This window comes from Fontibacillus panacisegetis, assembly GCF_900102215.1.
In the GTDB taxonomy this organism is placed as follows: Bacteria; Bacillota; Bacilli; order Paenibacillales; family Paenibacillaceae; genus Fontibacillus; species Fontibacillus panacisegetis.
On sequence record NZ_FNBG01000011.1, the window covers coordinates 46220 to 72812 of the forward strand.

Consider the following 26593-nt stretch of genomic DNA (forward strand, 5'->3'; position numbering starts at 1 on the left):
CATTACTTCACAATTAGTAAAATGAACACCAAAAAAAGACCAGGCCCCCTATTCTGAGCACCCAGTCCTTCATAATCTAATAGTCACTCCATATTTCGACTGTAGCTGCCGTCGAACTTGCTGCGCGATGCTGTATGCGGTTGCGCCTTCTCCGAAGCGGCCTCAGTCCCATAGAATTCAGGACGAGGCCGCTTTTCTCATGTTTATATTAGTGTGATGTGTACTGACGAAGATTCAGTTCACTGTTTAAACCGAGCGTCTGCCCTGTTGAAGTATGGATTTCCTGAATCAGCTCTGGATTTTCTAATAATGACACCCCATAAGAAGGGATCATTTCTTTTATTTTCGGTTCCCACGCTCTAATATGTTGCGGGAAGCATTTATTCATTACCTCAAGCATGACAGAAACAGCTGTGGAAGCGCCCGGAGAAGCACCTAACAATGCAGCTATCGAGCCATCCTCAGCACTGACAACTTCCGTACCAAATTGCAGCGTCCCTTTGCCGCCATGAGCAGTATCTTTAATAACTTGTACACGTTGGCCTGCTACAACCAGATCCCAATCATCCATTTTGGCGTTCGGAATAAACTCTCGTAACTCTTCAATACGCTGCTCCTTCGATAACATAAGTTGTTGGATCAGGTATTTGGTCAATGACATCTCTTTTGCACCTGCTGCCAACATCGTTAAGAGATTGTGCGGTTTTACAGAAGTTATTAAATCGAACATCGAACTCGTTTTTAGAAACTTTGGCGAAAAGCCGGCAAACGGTCCAAACAGTAACGATTTTTTATTGTCAATATATCGTGTATCAAGATGTGGAACAGACATTGGCGGAGCACCAACCGAAGCTTTACCGTATACTTTTGCATGATGCTGCTCAACGATCTCCGGATTGTTGCACACCATAAATAATCCACTTACCGGGAATCCTCCGATATGCTTTCCTTCTGGAATGCCTGACTTTTGCAGTAAATGCAGGCTTCCTCCACCAGCACCGACAAAAACAAACTTGGCAGTATGTCGCTCGACCGTACCACTCTCTTGATTTTTCACTTTTAATTGCCATAATCCGTCGCTAGTACGTTTCATACTCTTAACACTATGATTGTAATGTATATCAACGTTATGATTTTTTAAATGATCGAACAGCATACGCGTTAAAGCACCAAAGTTGACATCCGTTCCGGATTCTATTTTGGTCGCCGCTACAGGTTCATTGAAAGTACGGCCTTTCATCATAAGCGGAACCCATTCCTTTAATTTGCCCGGGTCATCAGAGAATTCCATCCCTTGAAACAAAGGATTGCCCGAAAGAGCTTCATAACGTTTTTTCAAAAACTCTACATTTTGTTCTCCATGTACGTAACTCATATGAGGCAAAGGCATGATAAAGTTCTGCGGATTACGCAGCAACCCGCTTTTCACAAGATAAGACCAAAACTGTCTTGAAACAAGAAACTGTTCATTAATGTTTCCAGCCTTGCTTATATCTACCGATCCATCCGGTTTTTCAATAGTATAGTTAAGCTCACACAGTGCAGCATGCCCTGTCCCAGCATTATTCCATTCGTTGGAGCTCTCTTCCCCTGCCTTCGGAAGTTTCTCAAACACTGTAAACTTCCATTCCGGTGCTAATTCTTTCAGTAGAGACCCTAAAGTCGCACTCATGATTCCAGCGCCAATTAAGATAACATCTGATTGGGTTTGTCCGTTACTCATTATTACCGTCCTTACACGTTAATATTTGAAGAATATAACCTGATCATAGTATATCACTATTATTTAAAGATTGAGATATCTAAATTGTATGAAAATCATAGTTAAACGTTATATAACAATCGTTAAAATTTACACACGCAACGCACACCTTGCTAAAATAATTGAGATTGGGTAAAATCCCCACATTATTACATTGTAGGAGGGAATCCATTGCATCGAAAAAAAGTTCCCCGTTAAGTTCGAGGCCCTCCATGCATGTAGCACTAGTTACCTGTCTAGATTAAATAAAAGGAGCTGCAAGCTAATGCACATGAATGGACCTGTCAAAATTTCTCGGGATGAGAGACTTCAAATCTGTCACGAAATTGCTTCTAGATTACATGAGGTGTACGGAGATGAAATTGTAGCAATTGGGGTCTATGGCTCTGTTTCCAGAGGTACAGACGGACCGTTCTCCGACATCGAGATGTTGTGCGTACTAAGTGTAAGTGAATCAAGTGAATTTAGCTATGAATGGTTAGCGGGACCCTGGAAGGCAGAAGTGAACGTCTGTAGTGCAGAGGTTCTCCTTAAAACAGCCTCTACTGTTGAAGGAACATGGCCTTTGACGCATGGCCCATTCTTTTCCCAGCTTAGTCTGTATGATCCCGAAGGCTTTTTCCCAAAATTAATAGAAGCTGCCGAATCACCAACAAAGGGGGATTTCAGGCGTGCCATCCACGAAGTCCTTGTAGGAGAAATCTACGAATTTGTTGGGAAACTTAGAAATGTCAGTCTAAATGGTCCTCGCACCTACTTACCATACTTGGCAGTACAGTTTGCCCAATATGGAGCTATGTTAGTCGGGTTGCACAATCAAAAGCTTTTCTCAACTGGAGCAATGGTTCTACCAGAGGCATTGGAAATGCCAAATCGTCCTGATGGATTCGACAACGTTGCCCGAATGGTTATGTCTGGAGAGTTAGGAGAACCTTCAAAGATCGTTTCAGCTTGTGAAAATTTCTGGAATGGTCTGGAGAATTGGGCAAACGAGCATGACTACGTAATTTATTCAAAACGAATCCCATTCTGACAACTATCAGTAAAGCGAAATTAAGCCTACAAAAAAGCGAAGTAATCAATAATAACACAACCAACGAACAATGCTAAAAAAAGCCGGCGCAGCGGATATCGCTCTTGGATCAGACGGCAACTTTAGACCAACTGACTCGATCAGCCGAGCGGAGGTCGTGACTTTAATTACTCGGGCTTATGAATATAAGCATGGCATAATCGTTGTACCTTCGACAGCCGTTTCCTACCGAGACGGAGCGAGTATAGGTCACGAGCTGAAGCTGTGAAGCTTATCATAGGCCCGCGTTTACAGTTGTAATTGAAACTTTCTTGTAAGAGATTAGCGTTAATATCACTTTTGACGCTCATGCTCCTGTTTGATCCAGCGCTAGTGCGCTAACAGCAACATCAGCTTTCAGGCCTTTTGGGACAGCCCCTTCTTCACCCAGTCACTACTTTCGCTACTGCATCTCGTTTTCAATTCGCTTCATGAACTCTTCAGCGGCGCTATAGCCGAGCTGCTTGAGATACCAGTTATTCGCCGCTGCCTCGATCAAACCGGCTACGTCCCGCCCCGGTTGAAGCTGGATTTCGATATGCGGTATTTGAACGCCGAGATATTCCGTGAACTGAGGTACTACGTCCAGCTCATTGTTCAGGGAATTTTCCTGCCATGGGGACAGCTCAATGTCGAGAACAATTCGCGTCTCGTCTTGAAACGCCTTGCGACCATATTGGCGTACAACATTAATCAATCCAACGCTGCGCAGGGCGAGGAACTCGCGTGTGGTCTCATTATGAGTTCCGAGAAGCGTTGATGGACCCAGCTTCTTGAGCACGACAATATCATCCGCCACAAATCGGTGGCCTCTTCTGATAAGCGTATGAGCTGTTTCACTTTTACCGATTCCTGATTTCCCCCTGAGCAGAATGCCTATACCGGAGACATTCACGCATACCCCATGGATTGACACCTCCGGTGCCAAAGCCTTCACCAGATAGCTGTCCAGCTTGGTGATAAACTCCGTTGTTTTCTCTGTCGTCCTCAACAACGGTATACCCTCCTGATCGCAGAACAGGGTCAAGTAAGGGATTTCCTGTTGCCCAGATGTCACAATAAAACATGGTGGATGATATTTGACAATGTTTCCGATATGCAGCTTACGTTCCTCTATAGTAAGCGTCAATAAATAAGTAATCTCCTTACGACCGAGTACTTGCACCCGTTCCATAGGAAAAAAATCAAAGTACCCAACAAACTCAAGGCCCGGTCTGTGCGTTCGTGGACGAGTAATCACGCGATCCATTCTATTAGATCCCGCAAGCACTTCCAATTGGAACGCTTCCTTAAGGCTTTTAACAGTGATCGTCTTCATGCGTCTCTCCTCCTGCAACAGGGCGTATCCGCATACGCCTAATATTCAACACTTCGTTGTTGGATATATTCCACGACGGAACAGTACTTTCCTGCTAATGAAGGCCATCAGAGTACAGCCTGAATATAAGCATTCAGTAAATAGGTAAATATTGGAACTGCCATCGCGCAAAACTATGCTATATTAATGAGAATAGTTCTACTATTTTAAAAAATATGTATGGTAAAGGAGACGTTATGAAAAAAATAATCTACTTAACGCTTATGGGGTGCCTGACTACCTTCGTCGGCCTTTTCTTTTCCGCTCCCATAACTTCCGCTGCTGCTCCCGTTTCTTACACTCTCTATATAGAGGGCAAAGTTTCATCGGCAAAATTTCCAACCGTTGTGGAAAAGAACACCACTCTAATTCCGATGAAATCGGTTCTATCAGAACTAAATTATACCACGACTGTCGATAACCAAACGAAGGCAATTACGGCGAAAAACTCGGCAGGCTCCTTTATAACCGTGAAGACAGGAAGCAAAAAAGCAAAAATCAATGGAGCCGAGGTTCTTCTATCCGCATCGGTCAAGACGATGAACGGAACTACATACATACCTTTATCAGCAGTACAGAAATTAACCGGAAAATCCATCGGATCGGATGCTTCTCAGGGCATCGCCTGGATCGGAGAAAAGCCGACAACTGCTTTCATACCGCCATGGGGAGTAACCCCGGACAACATAAAGTCAGTTTCTGGTGAGAAGCTGCTTACCCTTGAGGAAAAACATGGAGATGTTCATTTCCTTGTATACGAAACGCCCGAGGTGCCCGAAGCTCCCGAAGAACTATATATATTTTACAAAAATAAACTTGCTAAAATGGTGTATTTGCCGGACATTTCCGGCTTTAATGAAGGTGTATTGCTTGGCATCTACCACGGAATGTATGATAGTTTAACCCAATCTTACGGGAAGCCAGTAGAAGGCTATTTACCACCCAATGACAATCCACTAGATCAATATCTTACGCTTTTTGCTGATCAAGGTTACTTATCTAGCAAGTGGCAGGTGGGGAGTACTACAGTCTCTCTTTTACTAAAAGCAACGGACACCGGATATACCATTAGCATGCAATATGTGAATGCGTCGGTAGAAGCAGAACTTAATGCTGCCTTAGATGCACTTAAATAAAATCGTTAAAATGAGCAATAAAGAAGGGGCCGGTATACCACCGACTCCTTCTTTATATTTAATAACTAGATACCGTAACATCTATAAGAGTTCAGGCTACCCGGCGCTGCACGAACCGCGATGACCCACTTACAGTTAGTCCGTATGGGCAACGGCACTGATTTCAATCAGCTGTTCAGGGAAAGCCAGGTGTGTCACTCCAATGAGACTGCCGGCGGGCCTGTGTTGTCCCATGTATTCCTTAAACAGCCGGATGCACGGCTCAGCATGCCCTTGCGCATTTGTCAGATAGATCTCCACATAAGCGAGATTCGTTCTCGTGACACCAAATCCCTCCAGAACGCGATCGAGATTTTCCAGCGTCTGCCGGGTCTGCGTCTCGATATCCCCCTCACCAATGAACGCACCCTGCGTATCGTGAGAAAATTGTCCCGAAACGTAGATGGTGCCGTTCACACTGTAACCCTGGGTAATGCCGTGATCCCAAAGACCATGATCGTAGATTTTAACATTAGTCATTTTATGCTCTCCTTTAGTTCAAAGTAAGGTTAGTATAAAATGAACGTAAATAAAACATAAGTACGCACTTTATTGATAGATACTATCAGAAAGGATAGTGTAAACATGGGTATGGCTGATTACAAAGGCAAGGTTAATAATATTCAAGATACACCTTTTGGATATACGCTTTCAGTTATTGGAGGCAAATGGAAAATGGTTATTATTTACCTCCTGGCAGAAAACGAGCCAGTTCGATTTAATGATCTGAAAAGACAGATAGGAACTATTACTTATAAAACACTAAGTTCACAGCTCAAAGAATTGGAAGCAGATGGTATGGTAACGCGTAAAGAATATCCTCAAATTCCACCAAAAGTCGAGTATAGTCTAACAGATAAAGCGAAAACACTGTTACCCGTTTTGGAGGAGTTATGTGAGTGGGGAGCAAAAAATCAAAATAATTGAATCCAGTACCAAACAACTCTTTGCATTTTAAGTTATTAACCATGCCCCTACACCATATATTTATGCGAGAAAGGGCGTGATTAAATGTACCATATGCCGGTGCGGCAGGATCCAAACTTTTGGTGGGCCAATGCCAACTTTATATTAACCCCTCCCTTTACAGGAGAGACGCAAGCAGATGGCTTTCACTTAAAGGGCAATATGACATATAGCGGCGGCTCGTTAATTAATCGACAATTTGGAGTAGCATCTCGATATGAGCTCCACTCCAATCGGATTCCACGACCAGATCGTGGACCTTGGCGTTCAGCACCCCATGTTGAGATTACAGGCAGAGTCATTGGGTCTACAACTGCTGGGGATATTTTCAGCGGAGACCAATGGAATAAATGCTGGATGCACAGAAGACAAACTCTTTACCAATTCGTTTTCGCGCCGCCTGGGACTGATAATAGGAGAATTATCGGTGAAAACCGTGAGATTCAGGAGCTTATCTTTTTAGAAGGCTCAAGCAAATATAAGGATTTCGTACTTCCTGGTTTTCAGAATATGCCTGTGGTGATTCTCAACCAAAACTCCATTTTCCCTGGGCTTAGTGTCTGGGCAGAACTAGAGATACTCTTCCATGTACAGCTCGAAGGGGGCAGCACTCTATGGTTAAACCCCGATGTCTTAATCCGCATGTTCCAGTGGCCATTAGAGCCCATCTAGGAATTTCATGTTCATCTCCATAAATGCTCTGTATAAAAAAAGACTCACTCCACCTTCTATCAATGGAATGAGCCTTTTAAAAACGCCTACTCAGAAAACGGAATATAGCTTACTACGTTCGAGCGGATATTATCGCCCAACGTTGGATCATTAGCCACAATGACCGTATAAAGTCCGGTACTTGAAGTAAACGAACCTGGGATACTTACCGTACTGTTTGCCTGATCATAAGTTCCGAGCTTGCCCTGATTAATAATATAATCAGCAGAAGGTGGATTCACGCCTGCAAACTGATCTGTTGTTAAGTAATAAAACTGATAATTACTACTTCCGCTATAATCCGGTGAGACCGTAATCGAATTGGGATTCACGACAGGCGTGCCAATGCTCGTGAACGTGTCGATGATCGAATCCGTCCGATAGAAAGTGAATCCCGCAACTTGACTATCCAGTATCCCATTAGATCCAACTATGTAGAAACTATAGGTCTTACTAGAAAGCAAGTTCGCTGAGATGCTGTTATTGGAGCCTTCTAAGTTCATATCAATCATTCCATACTGAAACGCTGATCCTCCCGTTGCATCTTGGCCGGATTTTACCTGCGCAGCGCTTGGAGAAATGGAAGGGTTGAACTCGGTAAGAACGTAATATAGCGTATCATACCCATCGGAGTTTACACTTACTTCAATCGTGTCGCCAGAATATCCCTCGCTCCTCTTTGTACCCTCAGCGTTAAAAGTAATCACAGGTCCGATCTGCTGCTCAGCCAACGTCTGAAAAGGTACTATGGAGATGGCAGATGTTTTGTTGCTGGCAAACTCATAAGCATATAACACATAAGAGGTTCCGGCGCTCAATCCGCTCAATTCCAAATTCCCCTTCGTTCCATCTAATTCCACCGAACCGTAGACGACAGCATTCGTCCCTAACTTAATATTATCCAAGCTTGGAGTTGCCAAACCGGACGGCAGCACGGAGTAATACACAACCCCTGTGACCGATCCCGTTACCGGATAAGAAGCTGTCGTATGAGTGATGCTTCCGTTCGCGACATCGATCGTCAGAGTCACAACAGGCTCAGGATCAGGTGTAGGCGTAAATGGTGATGATGATGAAGATGGCGAAGATGTTGATGGTGCTGGCGTAACCACTGGCGGCGTAACCGGAGGTTCAGTTACCTTCACCGGTATTGGTTTACTTTCCTCATTTTTTACCTCGTTGCCCAATAATGTCTTCAAGTCCTTTACAACGATAACCGGTTTCTTGGATGTATCGAGCTTAAAGCCTTGACGCAGCTTGATAATGATCGTCTTCTTGTCTTCGGACAGTTCATAACTGTCCAGCTTCAGATCAAGCGGTACACCGTTAATCGTAATCTTGGACAAATCCACGGAGTCCGCGGCGATCCCTACCGTCAGCGTCAACTCAAGCTTGTTCCCCGCCAAGAAGTCCGCTCCTGACACCTCAAGAGGCTGAGTAGCCTCGAACGTTTTGGCGCTTTCATAGGCCCCCGATGCAAGCAGTTCACGGCTTGCTTCTTTTTTACCGCCGAATGTACCATCCAAAGAATTCCCTAGCAGCTTTTGCTGGAGTGCCAGCTGGACATAACCTTTCGCCCAGTCGGAGACAGTACTATCGCTAATACCTGGCGTCGACTGCGCTTCCGCATTCAGCCCTAATCCTCGAACGAGAAATGCAGCTAGTTGCTCCTTGGTTACATTACCCGAAGGATCGAATTTTCCAGAGCCCACACCGTCCGTTATTCCCGCTCGCTTGACCGCCTCGATATAAGGTAATGCATAGCCGTTTCCAGGATCATCTGCCTTTACATCACTGAAAGACGATGTCTTGAGGCTTTGGTCAACTTGCAGGCCAAAAATTAACGCTGCTACCTTCGCGAACTGAGCTCGATTCATTTCTTCTTTCAGCCCGAAACTAGTATCTGAGACTCCGTTGAAGATACCCGCCTGGATCATTGCATCGAACTTTGCCTTCGTAGCTGCGTCCAAGTCTTTTAAATCGCTGAAATCGGCCGAAGTCTTCGCCTCGCTCACGCCGGCACCAATCGAGGTTGCGGACGTCAAACCGAGGGTCAGCGCGGTAAACCAAATAAAAAATTTCTTGTTCATGATCTGCCCCAACCTACCTTTCCAAAATAAAAATCTTCAATTCTTAAAAACTTATTATTTTTATTTTAATAAAAAATTTTAACCGAATCTTAATGAAATCTTAATGGAATGTCAAAATAAACCCTCGACATAAATCATCATTATTCAATATTCTACTCATATAGTATTCTTTTAAGAGATTCATATTTTGGAGAAGAAGGGTGGTTTGTGGATGGATCGAATTCTACTTATCGATGACGAACCCGAGATTCGTACGTTAATCCGTATCCATATGGAACGGGCAGGCTTTCAAATTATCGAAGCCGAGTCAGGACGACAAGCAATTGAACGGATGAATGAGCAGCATTTTGAGCTTATGATATTGGACTTGATGATGGATGACGGAAATGGCTTTGATGTGCTTCGTTATTTGCATGAAAAAAGCTTAGAAACGATCGTAATCGCTTTGAGCGCCAGAAGAGAAGTGCAGGACAAAATTACTACTCTCGGTTTGGGAGCAGTTGATTATGTGACAAAGCCATTTAGCCCGTTGGAGCTGCTTGCTCGGGTTCAAGCCCAGCTAAGAAGGCAGCGGCCAAAATCGACCCATCAATCTGAACTCATACGATTAAACAAGCTGGTTCTGGATGTAGATAATTTAGTTTTACAAAATGACGGAAGTAATCCTCATGAATTAACTCCGGTTGAATGCGAGCTTCTGAAATTGTTTATGCAAAATCCTGATCGTGTTCTGACCAAAAGAGAAATATACAGACAGATTTGGCAGCATGAAAACTATGATGACAATAACTTGAGCGTATTTATTAGCCGCCTCCGCAAAATACTCGAAAGCCTCTCTGGTTCTCAGCATACCCTGCATACCGTTCGTGGCGTCGGATATCGTTTTTCGGGAGATAAATGATGAAAAATCGTACTAAACTATGGATCATCATGCTGACAAGCATCGTCTTCAGTTTGATTTTGTTTATTTGGCTTACAACAATTTCGGGGAATATTTGGAACAAAGGTTACGATCTAAATACGCTGAATGCAATCTCACAGGAAATGCTGAAAGCAATTGAACAACAAAATACATACGACAAGGATAAAATCCAGCCGATCTTGGATCAAGCTCATTATCAGCATCCAGAGCTTCGATTTGAATGGCTTGCTTCAGATGGGTCCATGCTCTATGATACTTCCGGCGAGATACAAAGCTACGACTTCAAGCAATTAGCGGATCGCTTTATAAATTTGCCCAACAACCTTTGGGACGTAAATAAACCTATTACGCTCGCCTATTCAACGAGCAAGAATGGACAGCCTTATTACTTATTTCTGAGTTTATCTAGCGATGCGATGAAACAAGGGCAGGTGTATTTCTTTGTGCGTACAATCAAAGCACTGTATTCCTGGGCTCTGCCATTGCTGTTGTCTTTTTTAGTACCTTATATGTTGTCCCTGTTGTTCTTCTCCTCGGTCAATCGGCGTATTGGCAAGCTCAACCAAGCCCTCAATCTGGTTAATATCCGAAGCGATGTGGTTGTACTCGAGGATAAGTCGAAGGATGAAATCGGCCAGCTTACCCGACATTACAATTCGATGGCGCAGCGGGTTCGAAGCCAAGCGGATGAAATCGAGCAATTTGAAAACGGGCGCAAGCTGCTGCTTTCCAATCTATCACATGATTTGCGAACACCGCTTACAATGATCCTGGGCTACGCCGAAACTATACATACTGGCTCCTACAATAACGAAAACGAACTGAAGACCAGCGCAAAAATCATTTTGCAGCGATCCCGTTATATGGACAAACTGCTGGATCAATTGTTGGACATCGCACGACTGGATGCAAATGCACTTGAAGTCCATCTTGCTGCGCATAACTTATCCGAAATGATGCGAAAAATTGTCGCCGAATACATGTTGTTTTTAGATGAGCAAAGCTTTTCAATTGATGTGGACATCCCCGATGAGGATATTCACGAGTTGATCGATGCGCCTCTTATTGAACGTGCTATACGCAATTTATTGGACAATGCGATCCGCTATGGAAAAGACGGGCATTTCCTTGGAATAGGCCTCGTTGAAGAAGGTGACTATGTGTGCATAACCATTAAGGATAAAGGCAGAGGAATTGCTCCTGAGGATCATGAGCTCATTTTTGAACGATTTTATCGCGTTGACGGAGGAAGAAGTGGCGAGGGGCTCGGTATCGGGCTTTCGATTGTCAAGGAAATCGTTGAATCGCATCAAGGCCATATTCGCTTGATAAGTACTCCCCATGTAGAAACCTTGTTCATGGTAAGGCTCCCCAAAAATCAATAAAGCTAACAAAATGGTGATGAAAGGTTATCCCAGAAGTGATATGCCCCCTACTATGGTAAGCGGATGAAGTAATAAAATCTGGCTGCTGTAGGGGGCTATCATTTTCCCGGTATATTCAGAAATTATTCAATTTTGTACGTTAATTCGTAGCTTCCCTTGGTATTATTGCCCGTAATTTCAAGCCTGTAAATCCCATCCTTGTCTACTCCAATCTTCTCATTTCCTGACTTGTTGGTACTCAGATCCTTGAGCAGTTGATTGTCGGGATCATAAAGCTTTATCGTCAATTCCCCCTTTTCCACCTTGGACTGATAGTCAATAGCAAGCGTTTGGCCGTTCTTCAGGCTAACCTTTTTCTCATCTGTGCCGGTAAACAGCTTATATGAAGCCTCAATCTTGTTTTTAGTGCTGGAGCTGAAGCCCATAAACACTACTCTTTCATTGCAAGCAGCCAGCAACGTTACAATTATCAGCACCAAAATCCCCAGAAAGATCCATTTCCTCTTCATCTTTTTTAACACTCCTTAGATTGGATTAACTTACTGCAATAAGGACATTAAGAGCAGAATAGACAAACCTCATGTATTGATCATACTCTTATCATGGGGATTTTTTCGCTTTTTGCTTCCAATCGAATACAGTATAAATAATAGAACAAACCATAGAGGAGTAAACAATAAAGCCGGACGAGTCTCAGCAGCGATCAGCATGATGATGAGAATCACCGCAAATAAAATTAAGACCGCATAATTAATAGCCGGCGTGAACGGTGCTTTAAATTTGGATTTAGCCTGTAATTCCGGCCGGGTCTTCTTATACTTGATATGGCATACGAGAATAACGCCCCAAACCCAAATAAAACAAATGGCACTTATGGTTGTGACAATTCCAAAAGCCTGTCCCGGAATGAGCTTACTCAAAAGAGCCCCCACGGATATGACCAGCGTAGAAATGAATAGCGAGTTTCCTGGTACATGGTTTTTATTCAATTTTCCAAAATGAGAGGACGCCTGTCTGTTCTTGCTCAAATTATAAAGAATGCGGCTTGTTGAGAACATCCCGCTGTTGCAAGCGGAAGCAGCTGAAGTTAATACGACGAAATTAATAATCCCTGCGGCAATCGGAATCCCTACTAAAGTAAATGTTTTTACAAAAGGACTTTCCGACGGATTGAGCTGAGTCCATGGATTAATGCATAACAGTACAAAAAGCGCTCCAACATAAAAGAATAGAATTCGTAGTGGAATTTTATTGATAGCTGATGGAATATTTTTTTCCGGATTGGATGTTTCCGCTGCCGATACGCCCACTAATTCCACACCGACATAAGCGAATACAACCATTTGAAAAGAAAATAAAAAACCTGAAAAACCGTTCGGAAATATTCCCCCATGCTCCCAAAGGTTTCGTATCGTCACCGATCCTGCATCTGTCTTAAATCCAATGACCAGCAAAATGAGTCCAATACCAATTAAAGCGAGAATCGTGATTACTTTGATTAAAGCAAACCAGAATTCCAGTTCTCCAAAATTTTTTACAGTTAATAGATTGAGTCCTAACAAAATGATCAGACAAATGATGGCCGGTACCCACTGCGGGATATCAAACCAATATTGTACATATACGCCAACAGCAATAACATCAGCCATAGCCGTCATGATCCAGCAAAACCAATACGTCCAACCGGTGATGAACGCGGCCCGAGACCCGAGATAGTCTTCGGCAATATCCGTAAACGATTGATAACCCGCCTTAGACAACAGCAGTTCTCCCAGCGCTCTCATCACGAAAAATACGGCGATACCCACGATTAGATACGTAATCATGATGGATGGACCTGCCTGCTGGATCGCTTTGCCCGAACCTAAAAATAATCCTGTACCAATAGTGCCGCCAATAGCGATAAGCTGAACATGCCGATTGGCCAGCCCCCTCTTTAATTCTGGTTGTGCCATACCTAGTTCCCCCTTAATGTATACATTACTTTGATGCAAAAACAAAAAGGAGATTGGATGTCATCCAATCTCCCGGTTCATAAGAATATTAAATAATCTTTGCCCTGCTAATGACGATCAGCACGACAAATACATATTCAGTACTCTTCTGTCCTTTTGCCTGAGATTGTGAACCCTTCGGCGCCGCGGAATTCCCGCGGTCTCTCCAGAAGCTGCTCCTGCTATAGTGTGATCCATAGCAATCATAGCTTTTTAACATATTACTTGCGATGTGATAATTTAATCAGTGATAAAAGTCTCTATGCCAAAAAATCTCTTGTATGGCTACCCATAATCCACAATCATGATGTTTTCACCATTTTCCTTATTTCCTGAAATCAATGAACAAGATAAAATATATTTCAAAGCTTCCACGACGCTAAGGTCGAATACGCTACGCATATAGCTTTTATCCAATTTGCAAAAAGGAAGGATTTACTCAATGATCTTTGTTATTCTCCTGTTTATCAGTGCTGTCATCTATTTCCTTTTGATCTTTCCGACTCAATGGCTAAAGGTGGAACGTGTCCGCTGCTCTTGTGGGATTGGAGCCCGAGTTCTTCAAATTAGCGACCTACATGTGGAGAAACTCCGTATCAGTCCGAAAAGATTGACCTGTTTGATTAAAAAGGAAGCTCCAGATTATATTTTTCTCACTGGAGACTTTACTCAAAAATCCCGACATTTATCCAAGGTGCAGCGATATGCTCACGCGATTGTCAAGCCCGGCATTCCTGTTTTTGCCGTATTGGGGAATCATGATCATCGCCTAAACCTCACTGATTTTAATCAGCTTATCCGAATCCTTGAAAGCGCGGGTATAAAAGTCCTTATCAATCAGTCTACATTTGTTGATAACTTTCAAATTGTTGGCATCGATGATTTTGGCAGCAAAAAAAGCAGGGTTGATAACGCCTTCGCAAACATCGATCCAAGCAAACCGATCCTTGTTCTCACTCATAACCCCAATCTTGTGTTTTATATTAAACACAAGTATACCTACCTGATGGCCGGCCATTTCCACGGTATGCAGTTCAACGTGCCGTTTTTGTTCCAATTCATAAATAAAGGCAAGCTGGCAGCCGAGGGTATTTATAAGGGAATGCATTCAGGAACCTATGGCAAATTCTACATCTCTAAAGGGATCGGACAGTCCGGTATAAATGCGCGATTCCTTATTCGCAGTGAAGTTACTTTGCATGAACTCTATTGATTGGTCAAAATTCTGCTGGTATTAGGATACGTCATTTTATTTCCTTCCCGTCTACAGATACCGACTGCCCTATTAACATGAATCGGATCGGATTACTTTGCCGGCATTTTGAGCGGCAATGCGACAATGACGGTCGTTCCCCGCCCTGGCTCGCTTTCCACCCGGATGTCGCCTTGATGAAGAGATACGATCTGTTTAACGATGGCGAGCCCCATACCGCTGCCGCCATATTTTCGACTGTGGGAACGATCGGCTTTAAAAAATCGCTCGAAGATACGCTTCTGGTCCTCGGGGGAAATACCGATGCCAGTATCGGATATTCGGACTATCACGCTTTTAATATCTTGTTTAATGGCGACGTTAACCACGCCGCCGTCCGGGGAAAATTTGATGCTGTTGCCGATGATGTTCGTCCATACCTGATTCAACAGATCATGATCGGCCATTACGCGAATTGCATTCAAATGGAGTTCGAAAGTGATGTTGCGGGCCGACCATTGCGGCTGGATCGCAACGATGACCCGTCTGATCTGCTCATCAAGATTGAACGCAACCAACTGCAACTGCTGCGACTGCGATTCAAGCAAACTCAGCTTTAACAGGCTATCGCTCATCTTGGACATCCGGCCCGCTTCAGCTATGATAATATCGAGATAACGGCTTCGTTCGTTATCCGCGATATTGACTTGCTTGAGCGCTAGCGCATAACCGGATATCGAGGTGAGCGGCGACTGAATTTCGTGAGATACATTTGATACAAAATCCCTGCGCATTTGCTCAAGCTGCTGCAAATCGTGCATCATATCTTCGAAGCTTCGAGCCAAAGTCCCTAGCTCGCCTTTTTGCCTAATATTTAGTTTGACGTTGAAATCTCCGCCTGCTACACGCCTGGTCGCTCTTGTCAGTTTTTTAATCGGCTTGACCAGGAATATGGCGGCAATCAGAGTGAATAGACTCCCCGTCACCAATGCAACGATCGCGAAATTCAAAATCCACGTAGTGATAAAAGGGGCTGACGGCGGGCTGACCGGTTCTACAAACATGGCTCTTGTACCCGTTTCCGTTGTAAACGGCAATCCCAAGAGGGTAGTGGAAACGCCGCTCGGATTGACTTGAACAATTTCTCCATCCAGTACTTTGTTCACCTGTTCCATAGTGACAACAGCCGGATCGTGCCCTTTAATCACGCCGTAAGACTGAACCTGTCCGGTTTCGTCATAAATATGCACATGATAAGAATTGAGCTGATTCATGCCGCTTACGAATGCCTCCGCCTCATCCAACGGAAGCGTTTCGTAAATCCGTGCGATGTCCTGGCCGAAGGAAAGCAAAGGAATTCGCAAATTTTCGTTCAATTGATCTTTAAATACCCAAGTTGCCGCGAAAAAGGAAATGGCCGTTCCCCCGATTACGGAGACTAGAAAGATCAGGACGACTCGCGTATATAAGGATCTGATCATTCGCCAACCTCAAGCCGGTAACCAAGCCCGCGCACCGTCTCGATACGAAAATCGGGCGTAGCCGCGAACCGTTCGCGAAGGCGCTTAATATGCACGTCTATCGTCCGGTTATCTCCGGCATAATCCATTCCCCAAATCTGATCGATCAACTGCTCGCGCGTATAGACTTGTCCGGGTGTTCCGGCAAGCTTATACAGCAATTCAAACTCCTTGAGCGGCAAAGTGAGTGACTCCGCCCCTCTCGTCACCTTGTAGGTCTGCCGGTCAAGGATGACATTGCCGAATTGAATCGTTTGCGTGGAGCCGATCCGGTATCGTTTCAGCAATGACTTGACACGGGCCGTCAACTCCAACGGATCGAACGGTTTCGTCAAATAATCGTCGGTCCCGAGTTCGAACCCCTTCACTTTCTCCCATGTTTCGCCTCTGGCAGTCAGCATAAGCAACGGAAGATCGGGATTGGCTCTCCTGAGCTCCTTGCATAACGTCCAGCCATCCATCACCGGCATCATGATATCGAGCACGACCAGATCGACTTGCGTTGAAGCGAAGACGGCGAGCGCTTCCTTGCCGTCAGCGGCTTCCGCTGTCGTGAATCCGTCGTTGCGGAGAAATAAACAGACAAGTTCGCGAATGTTCGCATCGTCGTCAGCAACCAGTATAGTAGGCATCTCTACCCTCTTTTCCATATAAAATAGTAGCCATCCAACGTTGCCATTCAAGCATGCACCTCATTTGTATGGTCTAAGGATCGTAACCAAAAATACATTCCCATGCCTAGTAAGGTCACCAACCCACCTATGAATTGAAATATGGAGATCGTTTCTCCCAATAATAGATAGGCAAGAATGATTGCCAAAACAGGCTCTCCGATAATACCTACGGAAACAGTAGTCGCGCCTATAGATTTTAACAGCAGATTAAAAATATATTGCCCGAAAATAGTCGGGATTACTGCAAGCAAAAAGAAATACGTCCAGTCCGAAGAGTCATATCCTATTAAAGGGATATTATTTAGCAAACTATAAGCTAACATGACGCTCCCGCCAATAAAAAAGACGATAATGCTGTATACATTTGCATCGATTTTGCGACTTGCTTTCTGTCCCGCTAACATATAGGCCGAAACCAAGATCGTTCCTGATAAAGATAATCCATCTCCTATTAACGCTTCTCTCGAAACCCCGATGTCTCCCCAAGCTATAATAATTGAACCTAGAAGAGCAGCAAGCAAACAAAGAACGGTTAATATGCTGGTTCGTTCTCTAAACATAAAGTATGAACCAACCATTACAAATAAAGGCTGTATCGATAAGATGACCATGGAGCTCGCAACTGAAGTATATACTAAAGATTCCATCCAACATAAGAAGTGTAACCCGAGAAATAGGCCGGCTAAAAAAACGGTACTCCAATCCTTTTTGTTCATCTCTGAGGTCCGGAGCGTCTTCCAGGGTACAAAAGGAAGCATAAGGATTACTGATATATACAATCTGTACATCCCTGCCACAGAGGTTGGTGTATCTGATGATTTTATCATGATGGATGAGACGGAAACAGACAATATGCTGACAAAAAGCAAAATATACGGATGAAACCGTAACGACGATGGATTTATTTTCACGTGTATGCCTCCAAGAGTTCTTATCCAATCGTCTGTGCACAGGATTGTAATGATAAGCCGAAAAGTCTGATATAATAATATCACCATTTTTGTTTCGTTTGTGTAACTATATCCTTCATTTATATTGAAATATCGTCATCAGAAAGGACATCGCTAAAATGGAAAAACAATTGCACGAGACCATTTTATATCCCGATGTTTCATTTCCATACATCATGTACACCCATACTATTCATAGAAGTATTCCTGAGGGCAGAGGATTTAACGATTTGCATTGGCACGAAGAACTACAAATCACTTTGGTTACTAAAGGAAAACTGGTTATACAAGTTAACGGGATTGATCATGAATTAGAAACAGGTCAGGCTATTTTAATTAACAAGGGCGTCCTTCATGTTACTACGGACCTGACACATAACGGTCAATATGTCAGTTTTAATTTTCCCGAGAAGCTGCTGGCCTTCTATGCAGATAGTGCCATGGAAAAAAATTATGTACTGCCTTATACAAACTCTTCCTTAGTGTCACTAGTAATCAAGGGAGAAATTGAATGGGAAAGTCAAGTACTGGAAATGCTCCGGGATATGAAGAAGAAATTTGACATGAAAAAGAACTGGGGATGGGAATATGAGGCTTCTATCAAAACCGTGCAATTATGGTTCATCATAATTTCCAACATTCCGCTTTCGTCCGAGGAAGCACCTAAATATTTAAAGTTGCAGCAAGAAAGACTTCAATTAATGCTCAGCTTCATCCATCAGAACTACTTAAATCATATTACACTCCAAGAGATTGCCAATGTAGCGCATCTAAGTGTTTCGGAATGCACTCGGAGTTTTAAGAAAACCATTCATATGACCCCTTACGATTACTTGATTAAGTACCGGATCAAGAAAAGCAGCGAGTTATTAATTTCAACGGATTATACCATAACCGAAATAGCCCACAGAGTGGGCTTCAATCATGTGAATCACTTTATTCAATCTTTTAAAAAACATCATGAAAAAACACCTAAAGATTTCCGGAAATTTCGACACGAAATACAGGAATAAATATTCCAGTAAATAGAACGGAGACGATTTTTTGAAGCAGAATTTTAAAATTACCGACAACAAATCCCGTTATCCTGTCTAGCTTAAAATGTCTCAATCTTCCTTCTTCAGAAAACGAAGTGTGAGTTCGTTCACGATGTCCGCATGCTCCATTGTTAAGGAATGGCTCGCTCCAGCGATTAAATGGGTCTCCAGATCGGGGATCATGTTTTGGGCGTTTGCTATCGCCTTCCTGGCTGGGTATATGACCTCTTTGTCTCCGATAAGGAGCAATGTAGGAGCCTGAAAGCTGCTGAATTCCTCTCTGGAGAATACGGAGGGCATCACCTGCAAAAGAGGTTTGGCATAGCGATAACCTGCAATGACCTGAGAACGGAATACAGGATGTAATGACTCTCCTTTGCCTGAGAACCATCTAAACGCTTTGTCGATCCATTTCTCTGTATGAAACAATAATGCAGGGTAAATCTTTGTAAAAAATTTTAAACTTATTTTATGAAAAGTACCTGCAGGCGCATAAAGCATCAGCTTCGACAATCGCTCCGGATAGGCAAGTGCAAAATTTAAAGATAGGAATCCGCCCATTGAGTGACCTGCCAGATCCACCTTGTTGAATTGTAGTGCATTCACAACCTCAAGAATCCACTGCCCCGCGTCCTTCCTGTTTTTTATAGCAATTAAAGGCTTGCTTTTACCAAAATCACCCATTATATCAATAGCATACACACAGCGTTCTTGTATCAATTGTTTCATATTGGGATACCACATCGTACTGCTCATTGTCATTCCATGAAGAAGCAATAACGGTTTCTTATTCTTGTCACCAAAACAAAGTATGTGCGTTTCTCCAAATGTTGTCGGGATATTAAGTGACATAAAATCCATTTCAAACATAGCTAAACTTCTGTCATAGCAAAGATAGTATTCCTTTTCGACTGCATCGTTCTTGAAAATGGATACCACTTAACCACCCCTGCCCTTACTATTTTCTTATTATAATATCATAAAAAAACATGCCGCTCCGAAGTCAACACGGAGTCCACGCTTCGCTTCAACATTGTCAGTGCAGGATGAATCGAGCGTTCGCTCGTATTCGTCCCGATCAAAATTTTGGCCACCTGAATACTGGCCTCAACATCCTGCGCATCCAATAAGCGATGACCGTCCCTGCGCCCCATGAACTGGGATTCTGCAAGTACTCCATGTATTGATCGTTGATCATATAAGTCCGGGTGGAAGCAGGGCTCTTCAGCCCGAACTTTTCCCACTCCGCCGGATCATTTGAACCTCCGAGCCTTTCGAGCATATTTGCCGTCTCCCTATTTATTTTAGCCGGAATTTGCTCATAAGCTTGAATAATTTGCTCATGAAATTCGTTGATCGGATAGCGGTTAACAAGGCTCGTCAAATGGATGCTTTCGCGGATGTAAGAAACGTATGCCAGATGGTCCGCCCAGAATTTGTCGATATAATATAGCCGTACCCGTTGTTCCACAGGGCTCATCGACGTCTCGCCTTTCAAAATGCCGAGCCGCTCCTCATATAGGATACGTCTCTGTTTCTCCACCGTATCCGAATAACGGTTCAACTCCAGGCGGATATCGAAGTTTTGGCCCATCATAACGCGCTGAATATGTGCGATTTTGCTGTGGAGCACCGACTCCCCCAGAGCATCATCCTGCCTGAGATCGCGATAGGCGGACGGGATCGCTTTATCCATACCGAACCTATGCATCAACTCGTCCTCCAGGCTTACGAAAAATACGGAAGCTCCCGGGTCGCCTTGGCGGCCGGAGCGCCCGCGCAGTTGGTCGTCGATCCGCACGCTTTCGTGCATATGCGTACCAATTACGTACAACCCGCCCAGCTTGGCGACAACTTCTGCTTGCGTGGGGTTGCCGCCGCCGAGCCGAATGTCGACCCCGCGTCCCGCCATATTTGTAGACACCGTCACGGCGCCGATCTCTCCCGCTTTGGCGATGATTTCGGCTTCTTTTGCGTCGTTTTTCGCATTCAGCACATGGCAAGGTACACCTGCAACTGCAAGCGCCTCCGCAAGCATGTCAGACTCCTCGACGCTTGACGTACCAATGAGAATCGGACGTCCCGCTCTATGGACGGACGAGACTTCTTGTACAAGCGCCTTAAGTTTGGCTTCTTTATGGGTATAAATCCGGTGCGGATGGTCGATCCGTATGTTTGGCCGGTTCGGCGGAATTTGCACGACCTGCAGCACATATATATCTTCGAATTCCACGGCAGAAACGTGCGCGGTAGCCGTCATTCCGCAAATCTTCGGATATAGGCTAAGGAAATGTTGAAGGGTGATCGTACCGAGAATTCTCCCGCCGGCCGAGTGCTGCAGCCCTTCTTTGGCCTCAAGCGCGGCTTGCAGCCCGTCCGGCAAATGCCGGTTCTCCGCTACGCGGCCGGTATATTCGTCGATCAGCTCGATTTTACCTTCCCGGACGATGTAATCGACGTCTTTTTTCAATAACGATTCCGCATGCAGCGCGCAATTTAACGATGATAACAAATGACTATTATGGCTCTCGTATAAATTGCCGCATCCCAGCAGCTCTTCCGCTTTCGCAGCACCCGCTTCATTCAAATAAACATTCCGCTTGAACTCGTCGAAGTCGTAATGCTCATCTTGCTCGAGCTGTCTGGCCACTTCTGCGAAATGAATGCCTTCGCCCTCGGAAGAGCCCGGCTCGCCGGCGATGACCAGCGGCACCCGTGCTTCGTCGAGAAGCAGCGAATCCGCTTCGTCGACGATGACGTAGTGGAAAGGACGATGCACGGTCTCGGCTACGCTCAGTGCGATTGTATCGCGCAAATAATCGAATCCCGCCTCTTTGGCCGTAACATAGGTTATATCCGCGGCGTAAGCTTCCCGTTTCTCGGACAAGCTCATGCCCGCTTGCACCGATTTTACCGTTAACCCGAGGAAACGATAGATCGGGCCCATCCACTCGGCATCTCGGTTTGCCAAATAATCGTTAAAAGTCAGCACATGAACACCTTCGCCGGTTAACGCATTTAGATAAGCAGGCATAACCGCAGAGAGCGTTTTTCCTTCGCCGGTATGCTGTTCGATCAGGAATCTCTCGTGCAGAGCGATAGCAGCCATGACCTGGACCTCGTAAGGCTGTATTCCGAGCGTTCTCTTCGCTGCCTCGCAGACTAGCGCATAAGCATCGACAAGCAGCTCATCCAAAGGCGTACCCGATTTTGCTTCTTTCTTCAGCCGATGAGATTCCGATTGCAGCCGCTGATCGTCCCAAGCTTCTAAATTCCGTTCTCGAATGAGCCGCGCTTTGTCTCGATAGCCTTTCAGCCTAAGCCGGTTATCGCGGTCCTTGAATTCTTGCATCATTTTGACGGCTAAATTCATCGGAATTTGATCCCTCCTCGGTAAAAATACGCATTCTATCCTACTCATCCTTTAACCGTCGTTGATACAAAACAACAGATACAATCGTTAATACAACCGTCCAGACCAAAGTAATAAGGAGGGGTTTTAATAAATCTCCCGTTGTAAAGCCTGTATGGCTTATACCCAGCAAATGCACAAGCTGACTGCTTGGTACGTAATCCAGCACTTTGAAGATTGGATAATCATCCACCAGAAACGCTCCCCATGGCGCCCCAGAGAATACGATCGTCACAGGAATTATAGATAATGACGCATCAAGCAACGTCTTGGAGAATAAACCGCATATCGTCCCGACTGCTGTGTATAGAATAATCGAAAAAATGATTGCTGCCACAAACGCCCATATACTAGCTGGCTCATAGCCAAATAGATACGTAGCAATAGCCAGAACAACAGCAGACATGACAAAAACTAAAGTACTTTTACCGATTAAAACATCCATGGTCGTGGCCGGAGTCATCATTAATGATCGTAAAGTGTTACGCTCCTTTTCTTCCGCAATCAAGCATGCTTGTGCGAAACATGTTAGGAGCACAAACGAAAGATTAAGAACTGTAGCGAAAGATCCAGGCAAAGACGAGCCGGCGCCGGCAGCTCGAAGAAGAAGTGCTAGGATAATTGGGAAAATCAACATAATGGAGAGCGCATAATTGCGTGAAAACTCTTTATAATCCTTCACAAATATCGCCCCGGCACGTTTTAATGAGATACTCATAGTAACTCACTTCCTGTCATTTTAATAAAGATATCACCCAGACTTGGTTCTTTCGTTTCTAATCGATCAATTAACCCTCGTTTCATCCAATCGGCTATTTGATCAGCCGTTCCCTCACCGATCGGGAGCTCGTATGCTTCCCCATTGATTAAGTCAACACAAACTACGTTTTCCCGATGCTGTTTTTTTAGTTCCCTTGGTGAGCCGATGGTTTGGATTTGTCCTTGATACAAAATCGCTACACGGTTGCATATCAATTCTGCCTCAGCCATATCATGCGTAGTTAAAAAAATCGTTGTCCCATTCTCATTTAAGTAGCGTAAGCCTTTATAAATATGTGCTGAATTTACTGGATCTAAAGCCGAAGTAGGTTCATCTAAAAATAATAATTCCGGCTCATGGATAATCGCGCATGCCAACAGGACACGCTGACGCATCCCTTTCGATAAGAGATTGATTTTCTTTTTGCGCTCTCCGCTTAAGTTTACAAACTGCAGCACCTTATCGATCGAAGACTTAGGAAGATCATATAACTTACGATACAGGTTCAGGTTTTCCTCAATCGATAATCTTTCATATAGACCACTGTTATCCGTCAAAATGCCAAAGCGCATCTTCTGTGCAGACTGCAGCATCATATCCGCTGGCTGATTAAATACACTTGCCTGTCCACTTGTCGGATTTAACTGCGCAGTTAAAATCTTGATTAATGTTGTTTTTCCTGAGCCACTCGGACCTAGGAAACCAAAAATTTCACCTTTCGGAATTGAAAAGGACACATCTGCTAATGCATCCTTATTTCCAAATCTCTTTCGAATATGTTCTACTTGGATAACATCCATTAACGCCACTTCCTTAGAGTTAATGGCATAAGTATATAAAGATTGCATGCTCCCAGCCATCAAAACCTTCCGAAGTGTAGCTGTAATTGCCTGAATGGTACTATGGATGCTTGATTGGTTCGATATTACCCCGGAAATGGCACATGCTTACGAAGTTATGTTTGCTTCGCAAACATTTTAAATGTTAAGAAGTGCTTTTAATTCATGCAATTTTGAACGAGATAACGGAACCACGGCATCTTTACCTGTATTTAATCGCAAGCTGTAGCTATTCTTCGTCCATGTAATAATCTCTCTTACTTTTTGCAGATTAACGATGTAGGATCGATGACACCTAAAAAAACCGAAATTTAACAATCTCTGCTCGAGCTCGGTTAGCGTCAAAGCACAGACATAATTTTCTCCACCCACATGAACAAGGATCGAACCATCTATACTTTCTATGTAATCGACTTCAGGCGGATCAAATAAAATCACTTTGTCATTTCTTTTCGTATAAATCTTCTGCAAGGTTATATTGGCCCGATCTTGTTCCTGCACTTCCTGCTTATCCTCTTCTGAGTCCCGAATATCCAATTGATGAAATCCGAGCTTATTCAATCGATAAATGGCATCACAGGAAATTATGGCATCCTCTAAATTCGAAGTTAAAATTAAAAACTGCTTTTCTTTTGAAAGGTCATCTAAAATCCGTTTAAACTGGCGACGATCTTGTTCTTCCAAATAAAAATAGGGCTCCTCCAGTACGAGTGTAGGCTGATGCGCAAAATAGACGCGCAGCAAAGTCACATACATTCTTTTTGATGGGCTTAGATTCTTGATTTTCACCTTCCGTTCTTCTTTTAAAGCAAAATAATCCAACAACAGAGCGGCACGCTCATTCCGCTCTGTTACGTTGATTAGAAAAGTGATTAATTCTTCCACCGTTAAATGCATATACTCATTTTGCCCAGCTCGAAATATGTGATATTGGGAACGATCCAGCAATTGATTCATTAAAAGCTGCTTTCGCTTCAAGTCCGTTATAATGCCAATCGATTGGTTACATGACATATTTAATTCGATCTTCGGTAGGAATAATTCCCCATCATAATATATTGGTTGAAATTGCATGCCGTCCTCCTGGTCAGTGCCACTATAGGCCACAGCGGATAGTGTGATCCATTGCAATCATAGCTTGTAAATTTTAACCTACACAGACTCAAATCTGTGTATTAACGCCCTTGCTTCTTCATGGTCAGGCTCAAGTTTCAATAATTCTCTCATGTATTTCAATGCATCTTCTTCTAACTCTAACTCAAAACAACAAATGGCCAGACAATAATATACGGTGGATACAATCTCCTCTTGGTCTTCATAAATCGATATTTCTAAAAACCGTTTGGACTCCTCGTACATTTCCATCTCAAACAATAATAATCCAGCCTCAAGTGCGATGTCATAACGCTGCTCCATTACGTAGTACGACGACCACAAAAGCTGTATGCCCCGAAGAATATCCTGCTGTTCTTCATCATTAGCATCCTGTAACAGACTGGAGATCCGCTTCGTACTCTGAATGAAAAATTCCGCGTCATATCCACCTAAACGCCAAAAACTTAATATTTGCTGAAGCTCCATGCTATCCAGATTGCGATCCACCCATTCCTTCAGGCTGAAAAATTCGTCCGGACCAAAGCGTTCAATAAATCGACGATAAGCTAATCTGGTTTGGGAGTAGTCCATCGGCGTGTTCATATGGATTATACAACCCACATTTATATTTTTATAATGATGCGGGGGAAATAACGCGAGCGCTCCGTTCTGTTGCAAAACTTGCTGAATCGCATGGTAGTTCGCTGTTAAAGAGAAGCTCCCATGCAGGATCAACTCAGGCGGTTCTGCGAATTTAAAGTTTTCAAGCAAGTGATCACCTTTGTCTGCTGTTATTAATAGAAACCCCTCCTGCGACAACTGATTCAAACGCTCTAAACAAGTTAATGCAGTGACTGGAAATAAAATATGTGAGTCTTCCAAATGTTCCTGATAGGTGGCTATGACATCACGGTAAGGGTACGCTTCTTGCTCGTACTCCGGTGCCCGCCGATGCTCATAGTGTAAGGATATTTGATCAAGTAATTCAGATGGCTTAAGTGAATCACTACGTTCAGGATATTCAACGAATACATCTGCCTCATAAATTTGGCCTTCACTCACATAAAGAAGCTCTTGCGGAATACTATCAAAGAAATAGTTAGCCACAATGACCAAAGGCTGTTTTAAATCTCCTTTACTAAAGGTTGCTTCTGACACAATCAAATTCAAAACCGTGTCATGAACAGCATCAAATCGCGCAAAATCGAGTATTCCCCTAGCGATAAAAGGTTGAAGAGCCGGATGCTTTTTCCAAGCCAAAATATTGTTCATCGCCAAATCCGTCATGATATATCGAAACGGAGGTACCGCTATCCCCACGTAATCTATCAACTGACATAACTCGTGCAACACATGGAAAGCAAAACGCCCCGCCCCTGCTCCTAGCTCCACAATTAGAACAGGCTCAGAGTTGTCCCCCTTGTTGGCCCGATCTTGAAGAAGCGCGAATATCATTTCTGCATACGCCGCAGCGATCAATGGATTGCACGTTATATACTGAGGAACTTGGTCATTGTTCCAAGCCTTTAATCCCTCTTCTTCATAATATTTCCGCTGAATATTCCAAATGGGTGCTTCACTAAAGCGGTAACGTTGTTTATTAGTAACTGTCATCTCAATTTTATCCTGCTCTCTGTAAAAGAGCCTCCTAACGGAGGCTCTCATTTATTTTTCGTTATC

Annotated in this window: 24 protein-coding genes and 1 riboswitch; of the genes, 9 read left to right on the forward strand and 15 right to left on the reverse strand. The window is 43.8% G+C overall.

Annotated elements, in window-relative coordinates:
* Positions 1-208: 208 nt before the first annotated feature.
* Positions 209-1723: a malate:quinone oxidoreductase gene (locus tag BLS49_RS11040; protein ID WP_091229823.1), complete on the reverse strand. Its 1515-nt coding sequence runs from the start codon at positions 1721-1723 to the stop codon at positions 209-211.
* A gap of 304 nt (positions 1724-2027) precedes the next feature.
* Here BLS49_RS11040 and BLS49_RS11045 point away from each other — a divergent pair, with 304 nt between their 5' ends.
* Positions 2028-2795 (forward strand): ANT(4')-I family aminoglycoside nucleotidyltransferase, encoded by a 768-nt coding sequence (locus BLS49_RS11045; protein ID WP_091229826.1) that lies wholly within the window; start codon positions 2028-2030, stop codon positions 2793-2795.
* A gap of 70 nt (positions 2796-2865) precedes the next feature.
* A complete protein-coding gene (locus BLS49_RS24545; protein WP_139173128.1) occupies positions 2866-3063 on the forward strand; it encodes a hypothetical protein in 198 nt (65 codons plus the stop codon).
* A 174-nt stretch (positions 3064-3237) separates the two neighbouring features.
* On the opposite strand, the gene hprK is transcribed toward BLS49_RS24545, so the two are convergent.
* On the reverse strand, positions 3238-4152 hold the full coding sequence (gene hprK / locus BLS49_RS11050; protein ID WP_091229829.1) for an HPr(Ser) kinase/phosphatase: 915 nt from the start codon (positions 4150-4152) through the stop codon (positions 3238-3240).
* 236 nt (positions 4153-4388) lie between these two features.
* On the opposite strand from hprK, the gene BLS49_RS11055 reads away from it, so the two are divergent.
* Complete coding sequence (locus tag BLS49_RS11055; RefSeq protein ID WP_175471379.1) at positions 4389-5327, forward strand: copper amine oxidase N-terminal domain-containing protein; 939 nt, start codon at positions 4389-4391, stop codon at positions 5325-5327.
* 135 nt (positions 5328-5462) lie between these two features.
* Here the strand turns inward: BLS49_RS11055 and BLS49_RS11060 are convergent, their stop codons facing one another.
* Positions 5463-5846 carry a RidA family protein gene (locus tag BLS49_RS11060; protein ID WP_091229835.1) on the reverse strand — a complete coding sequence of 128 codons (384 nt, stop codon included), beginning with the start codon at positions 5844-5846 and terminating at the stop codon, positions 5463-5465.
* 105 nt (positions 5847-5951) lie between these two features.
* Here BLS49_RS11060 and BLS49_RS11065 point away from each other — a divergent pair, with 105 nt between their 5' ends.
* The gene (locus BLS49_RS11065) at positions 5952-6293 is read left to right on the forward strand and encodes a winged helix-turn-helix transcriptional regulator (protein ID WP_091229838.1); all 342 of its coding nucleotides are present in this window, start codon (positions 5952-5954) and stop codon (positions 6291-6293) included.
* 84 nt (positions 6294-6377) lie between these two features.
* Complete coding sequence (locus BLS49_RS11070) at positions 6378-7004, forward strand: hypothetical protein (RefSeq protein ID WP_091229842.1); 627 nt, start codon at positions 6378-6380, stop codon at positions 7002-7004.
* A gap of 86 nt (positions 7005-7090) precedes the next feature.
* On the opposite strand, the gene BLS49_RS11075 is transcribed toward BLS49_RS11070, so the two are convergent.
* Positions 7091-9133, reverse strand: coding sequence for an S-layer homology domain-containing protein (locus BLS49_RS11075; protein WP_091229845.1), 2043 nt, complete (start codon positions 9131-9133; stop codon positions 7091-7093).
* A gap of 211 nt (positions 9134-9344) precedes the next feature.
* On the opposite strand from BLS49_RS11075, the gene BLS49_RS11080 reads away from it, so the two are divergent.
* A complete protein-coding gene (locus tag BLS49_RS11080; protein ID WP_139173129.1) occupies positions 9345-10034 on the forward strand; it encodes a response regulator transcription factor in 690 nt (229 codons plus the stop codon).
* Positions 10031-11440 (forward strand): sensor histidine kinase, encoded by a 1410-nt coding sequence (locus BLS49_RS11085; RefSeq protein ID WP_091229851.1) that lies wholly within the window; start codon positions 10031-10033, stop codon positions 11438-11440. Before BLS49_RS11080 ends, BLS49_RS11085 begins: the two co-directional genes overlap by 4 nt.
* 122 nt (positions 11441-11562) lie before the next feature.
* Here BLS49_RS11085 and BLS49_RS11090 read toward each other — a convergent pair whose 3' ends face one another.
* Complete coding sequence (locus BLS49_RS11090) at positions 11563-11949, reverse strand: hypothetical protein (protein ID WP_091229854.1); 387 nt, start codon at positions 11947-11949, stop codon at positions 11563-11565.
* Between the two features lie 69 nt (positions 11950-12018).
* On the reverse strand, positions 12019-13395 hold the full coding sequence (locus tag BLS49_RS11095; RefSeq protein WP_091229857.1) for an amino acid permease: 1377 nt from the start codon (positions 13393-13395) through the stop codon (positions 12019-12021).
* A 138-nt stretch (positions 13396-13533) separates the two neighbouring features.
* A riboswitch (glycine riboswitch) is annotated at positions 13534-13614 on the reverse strand.
* Positions 13615-13876: 262 nt separating this feature from the next.
* Here BLS49_RS11095 and BLS49_RS11100 point away from each other — a divergent pair.
* Entirely contained in the window at positions 13877-14647 is a 771-nt protein-coding gene (locus tag BLS49_RS11100) for a metallophosphoesterase (RefSeq protein WP_091229860.1), read from the forward strand.
* Between the two features lie 92 nt (positions 14648-14739).
* Here BLS49_RS11100 and BLS49_RS11105 read toward each other — a convergent pair whose 3' ends face one another.
* The 3 genes from BLS49_RS11105 to BLS49_RS11115 are packed head-to-tail and all read right to left on the reverse strand — an operon-like array spanning position 14740 to position 17731.
* Positions 14740-16107 (reverse strand): sensor histidine kinase, encoded by a 1368-nt coding sequence (locus tag BLS49_RS11105; RefSeq protein WP_091229862.1) that lies wholly within the window; start codon positions 16105-16107, stop codon positions 14740-14742.
* Positions 16104-16778, reverse strand: a complete 675-nt coding sequence (locus BLS49_RS11110) for a response regulator transcription factor (protein WP_091230068.1) — start codon at positions 16776-16778, stop codon at positions 16104-16106. The genes BLS49_RS11105 and BLS49_RS11110 overlap by 4 nt, the downstream gene beginning before the upstream one ends.
* Before the next feature lie 47 nt (positions 16779-16825).
* Positions 16826-17731, reverse strand: a complete 906-nt coding sequence (locus tag BLS49_RS11115; RefSeq protein WP_091229865.1) for a DMT family transporter — start codon at positions 17729-17731, stop codon at positions 16826-16828.
* Positions 17732-17889: 158 nt separating this feature from the next.
* Here BLS49_RS11115 and BLS49_RS11120 point away from each other — a divergent pair, with 158 nt between their 5' ends.
* Positions 17890-18783 carry an AraC family transcriptional regulator gene (locus tag BLS49_RS11120; RefSeq protein ID WP_091229868.1) on the forward strand — a complete coding sequence of 298 codons (894 nt, stop codon included), beginning with the start codon at positions 17890-17892 and terminating at the stop codon, positions 18781-18783.
* Between the two features lie 93 nt (positions 18784-18876).
* Here BLS49_RS11120 and BLS49_RS11125 read toward each other — a convergent pair whose 3' ends face one another.
* From BLS49_RS11125 to BLS49_RS11150, 6 genes are all read right to left on the reverse strand, one after another.
* A complete protein-coding gene (locus BLS49_RS11125; RefSeq protein ID WP_091229871.1) occupies positions 18877-19746 on the reverse strand; it encodes an alpha/beta fold hydrolase in 870 nt (289 codons plus the stop codon).
* A gap of 139 nt (positions 19747-19885) precedes the next feature.
* The gene (locus BLS49_RS11130) at positions 19886-22180 is read right to left on the reverse strand and encodes a preprotein translocase subunit SecA (RefSeq protein ID WP_091229874.1); all 2295 of its coding nucleotides are present in this window, start codon (positions 22178-22180) and stop codon (positions 19886-19888) included.
* 40 nt (positions 22181-22220) lie between these two features.
* Positions 22221-22937, reverse strand: a complete 717-nt coding sequence (locus BLS49_RS11135; protein WP_091229876.1) for an ABC transporter permease — start codon at positions 22935-22937, stop codon at positions 22221-22223.
* A complete protein-coding gene (locus tag BLS49_RS11140; RefSeq protein WP_091230071.1) occupies positions 22934-23779 on the reverse strand; it encodes an ABC transporter ATP-binding protein in 846 nt (281 codons plus the stop codon). Before BLS49_RS11140 ends, BLS49_RS11135 begins: the two co-directional genes overlap by 4 nt.
* Positions 23780-23956: 177 nt before the next feature.
* Entirely contained in the window at positions 23957-24892 is a 936-nt protein-coding gene (locus BLS49_RS11145; protein ID WP_091229879.1) for a LytTR family transcriptional regulator DNA-binding domain-containing protein, read from the reverse strand.
* Between the two features lie 78 nt (positions 24893-24970).
* Positions 24971-26527 carry an SAM-dependent methyltransferase gene (locus tag BLS49_RS11150; RefSeq protein ID WP_091229881.1) on the reverse strand — a complete coding sequence of 519 codons (1557 nt, stop codon included), beginning with the start codon at positions 26525-26527 and terminating at the stop codon, positions 24971-24973.
* Positions 26528-26593: the final 66 nt, after the last annotated feature.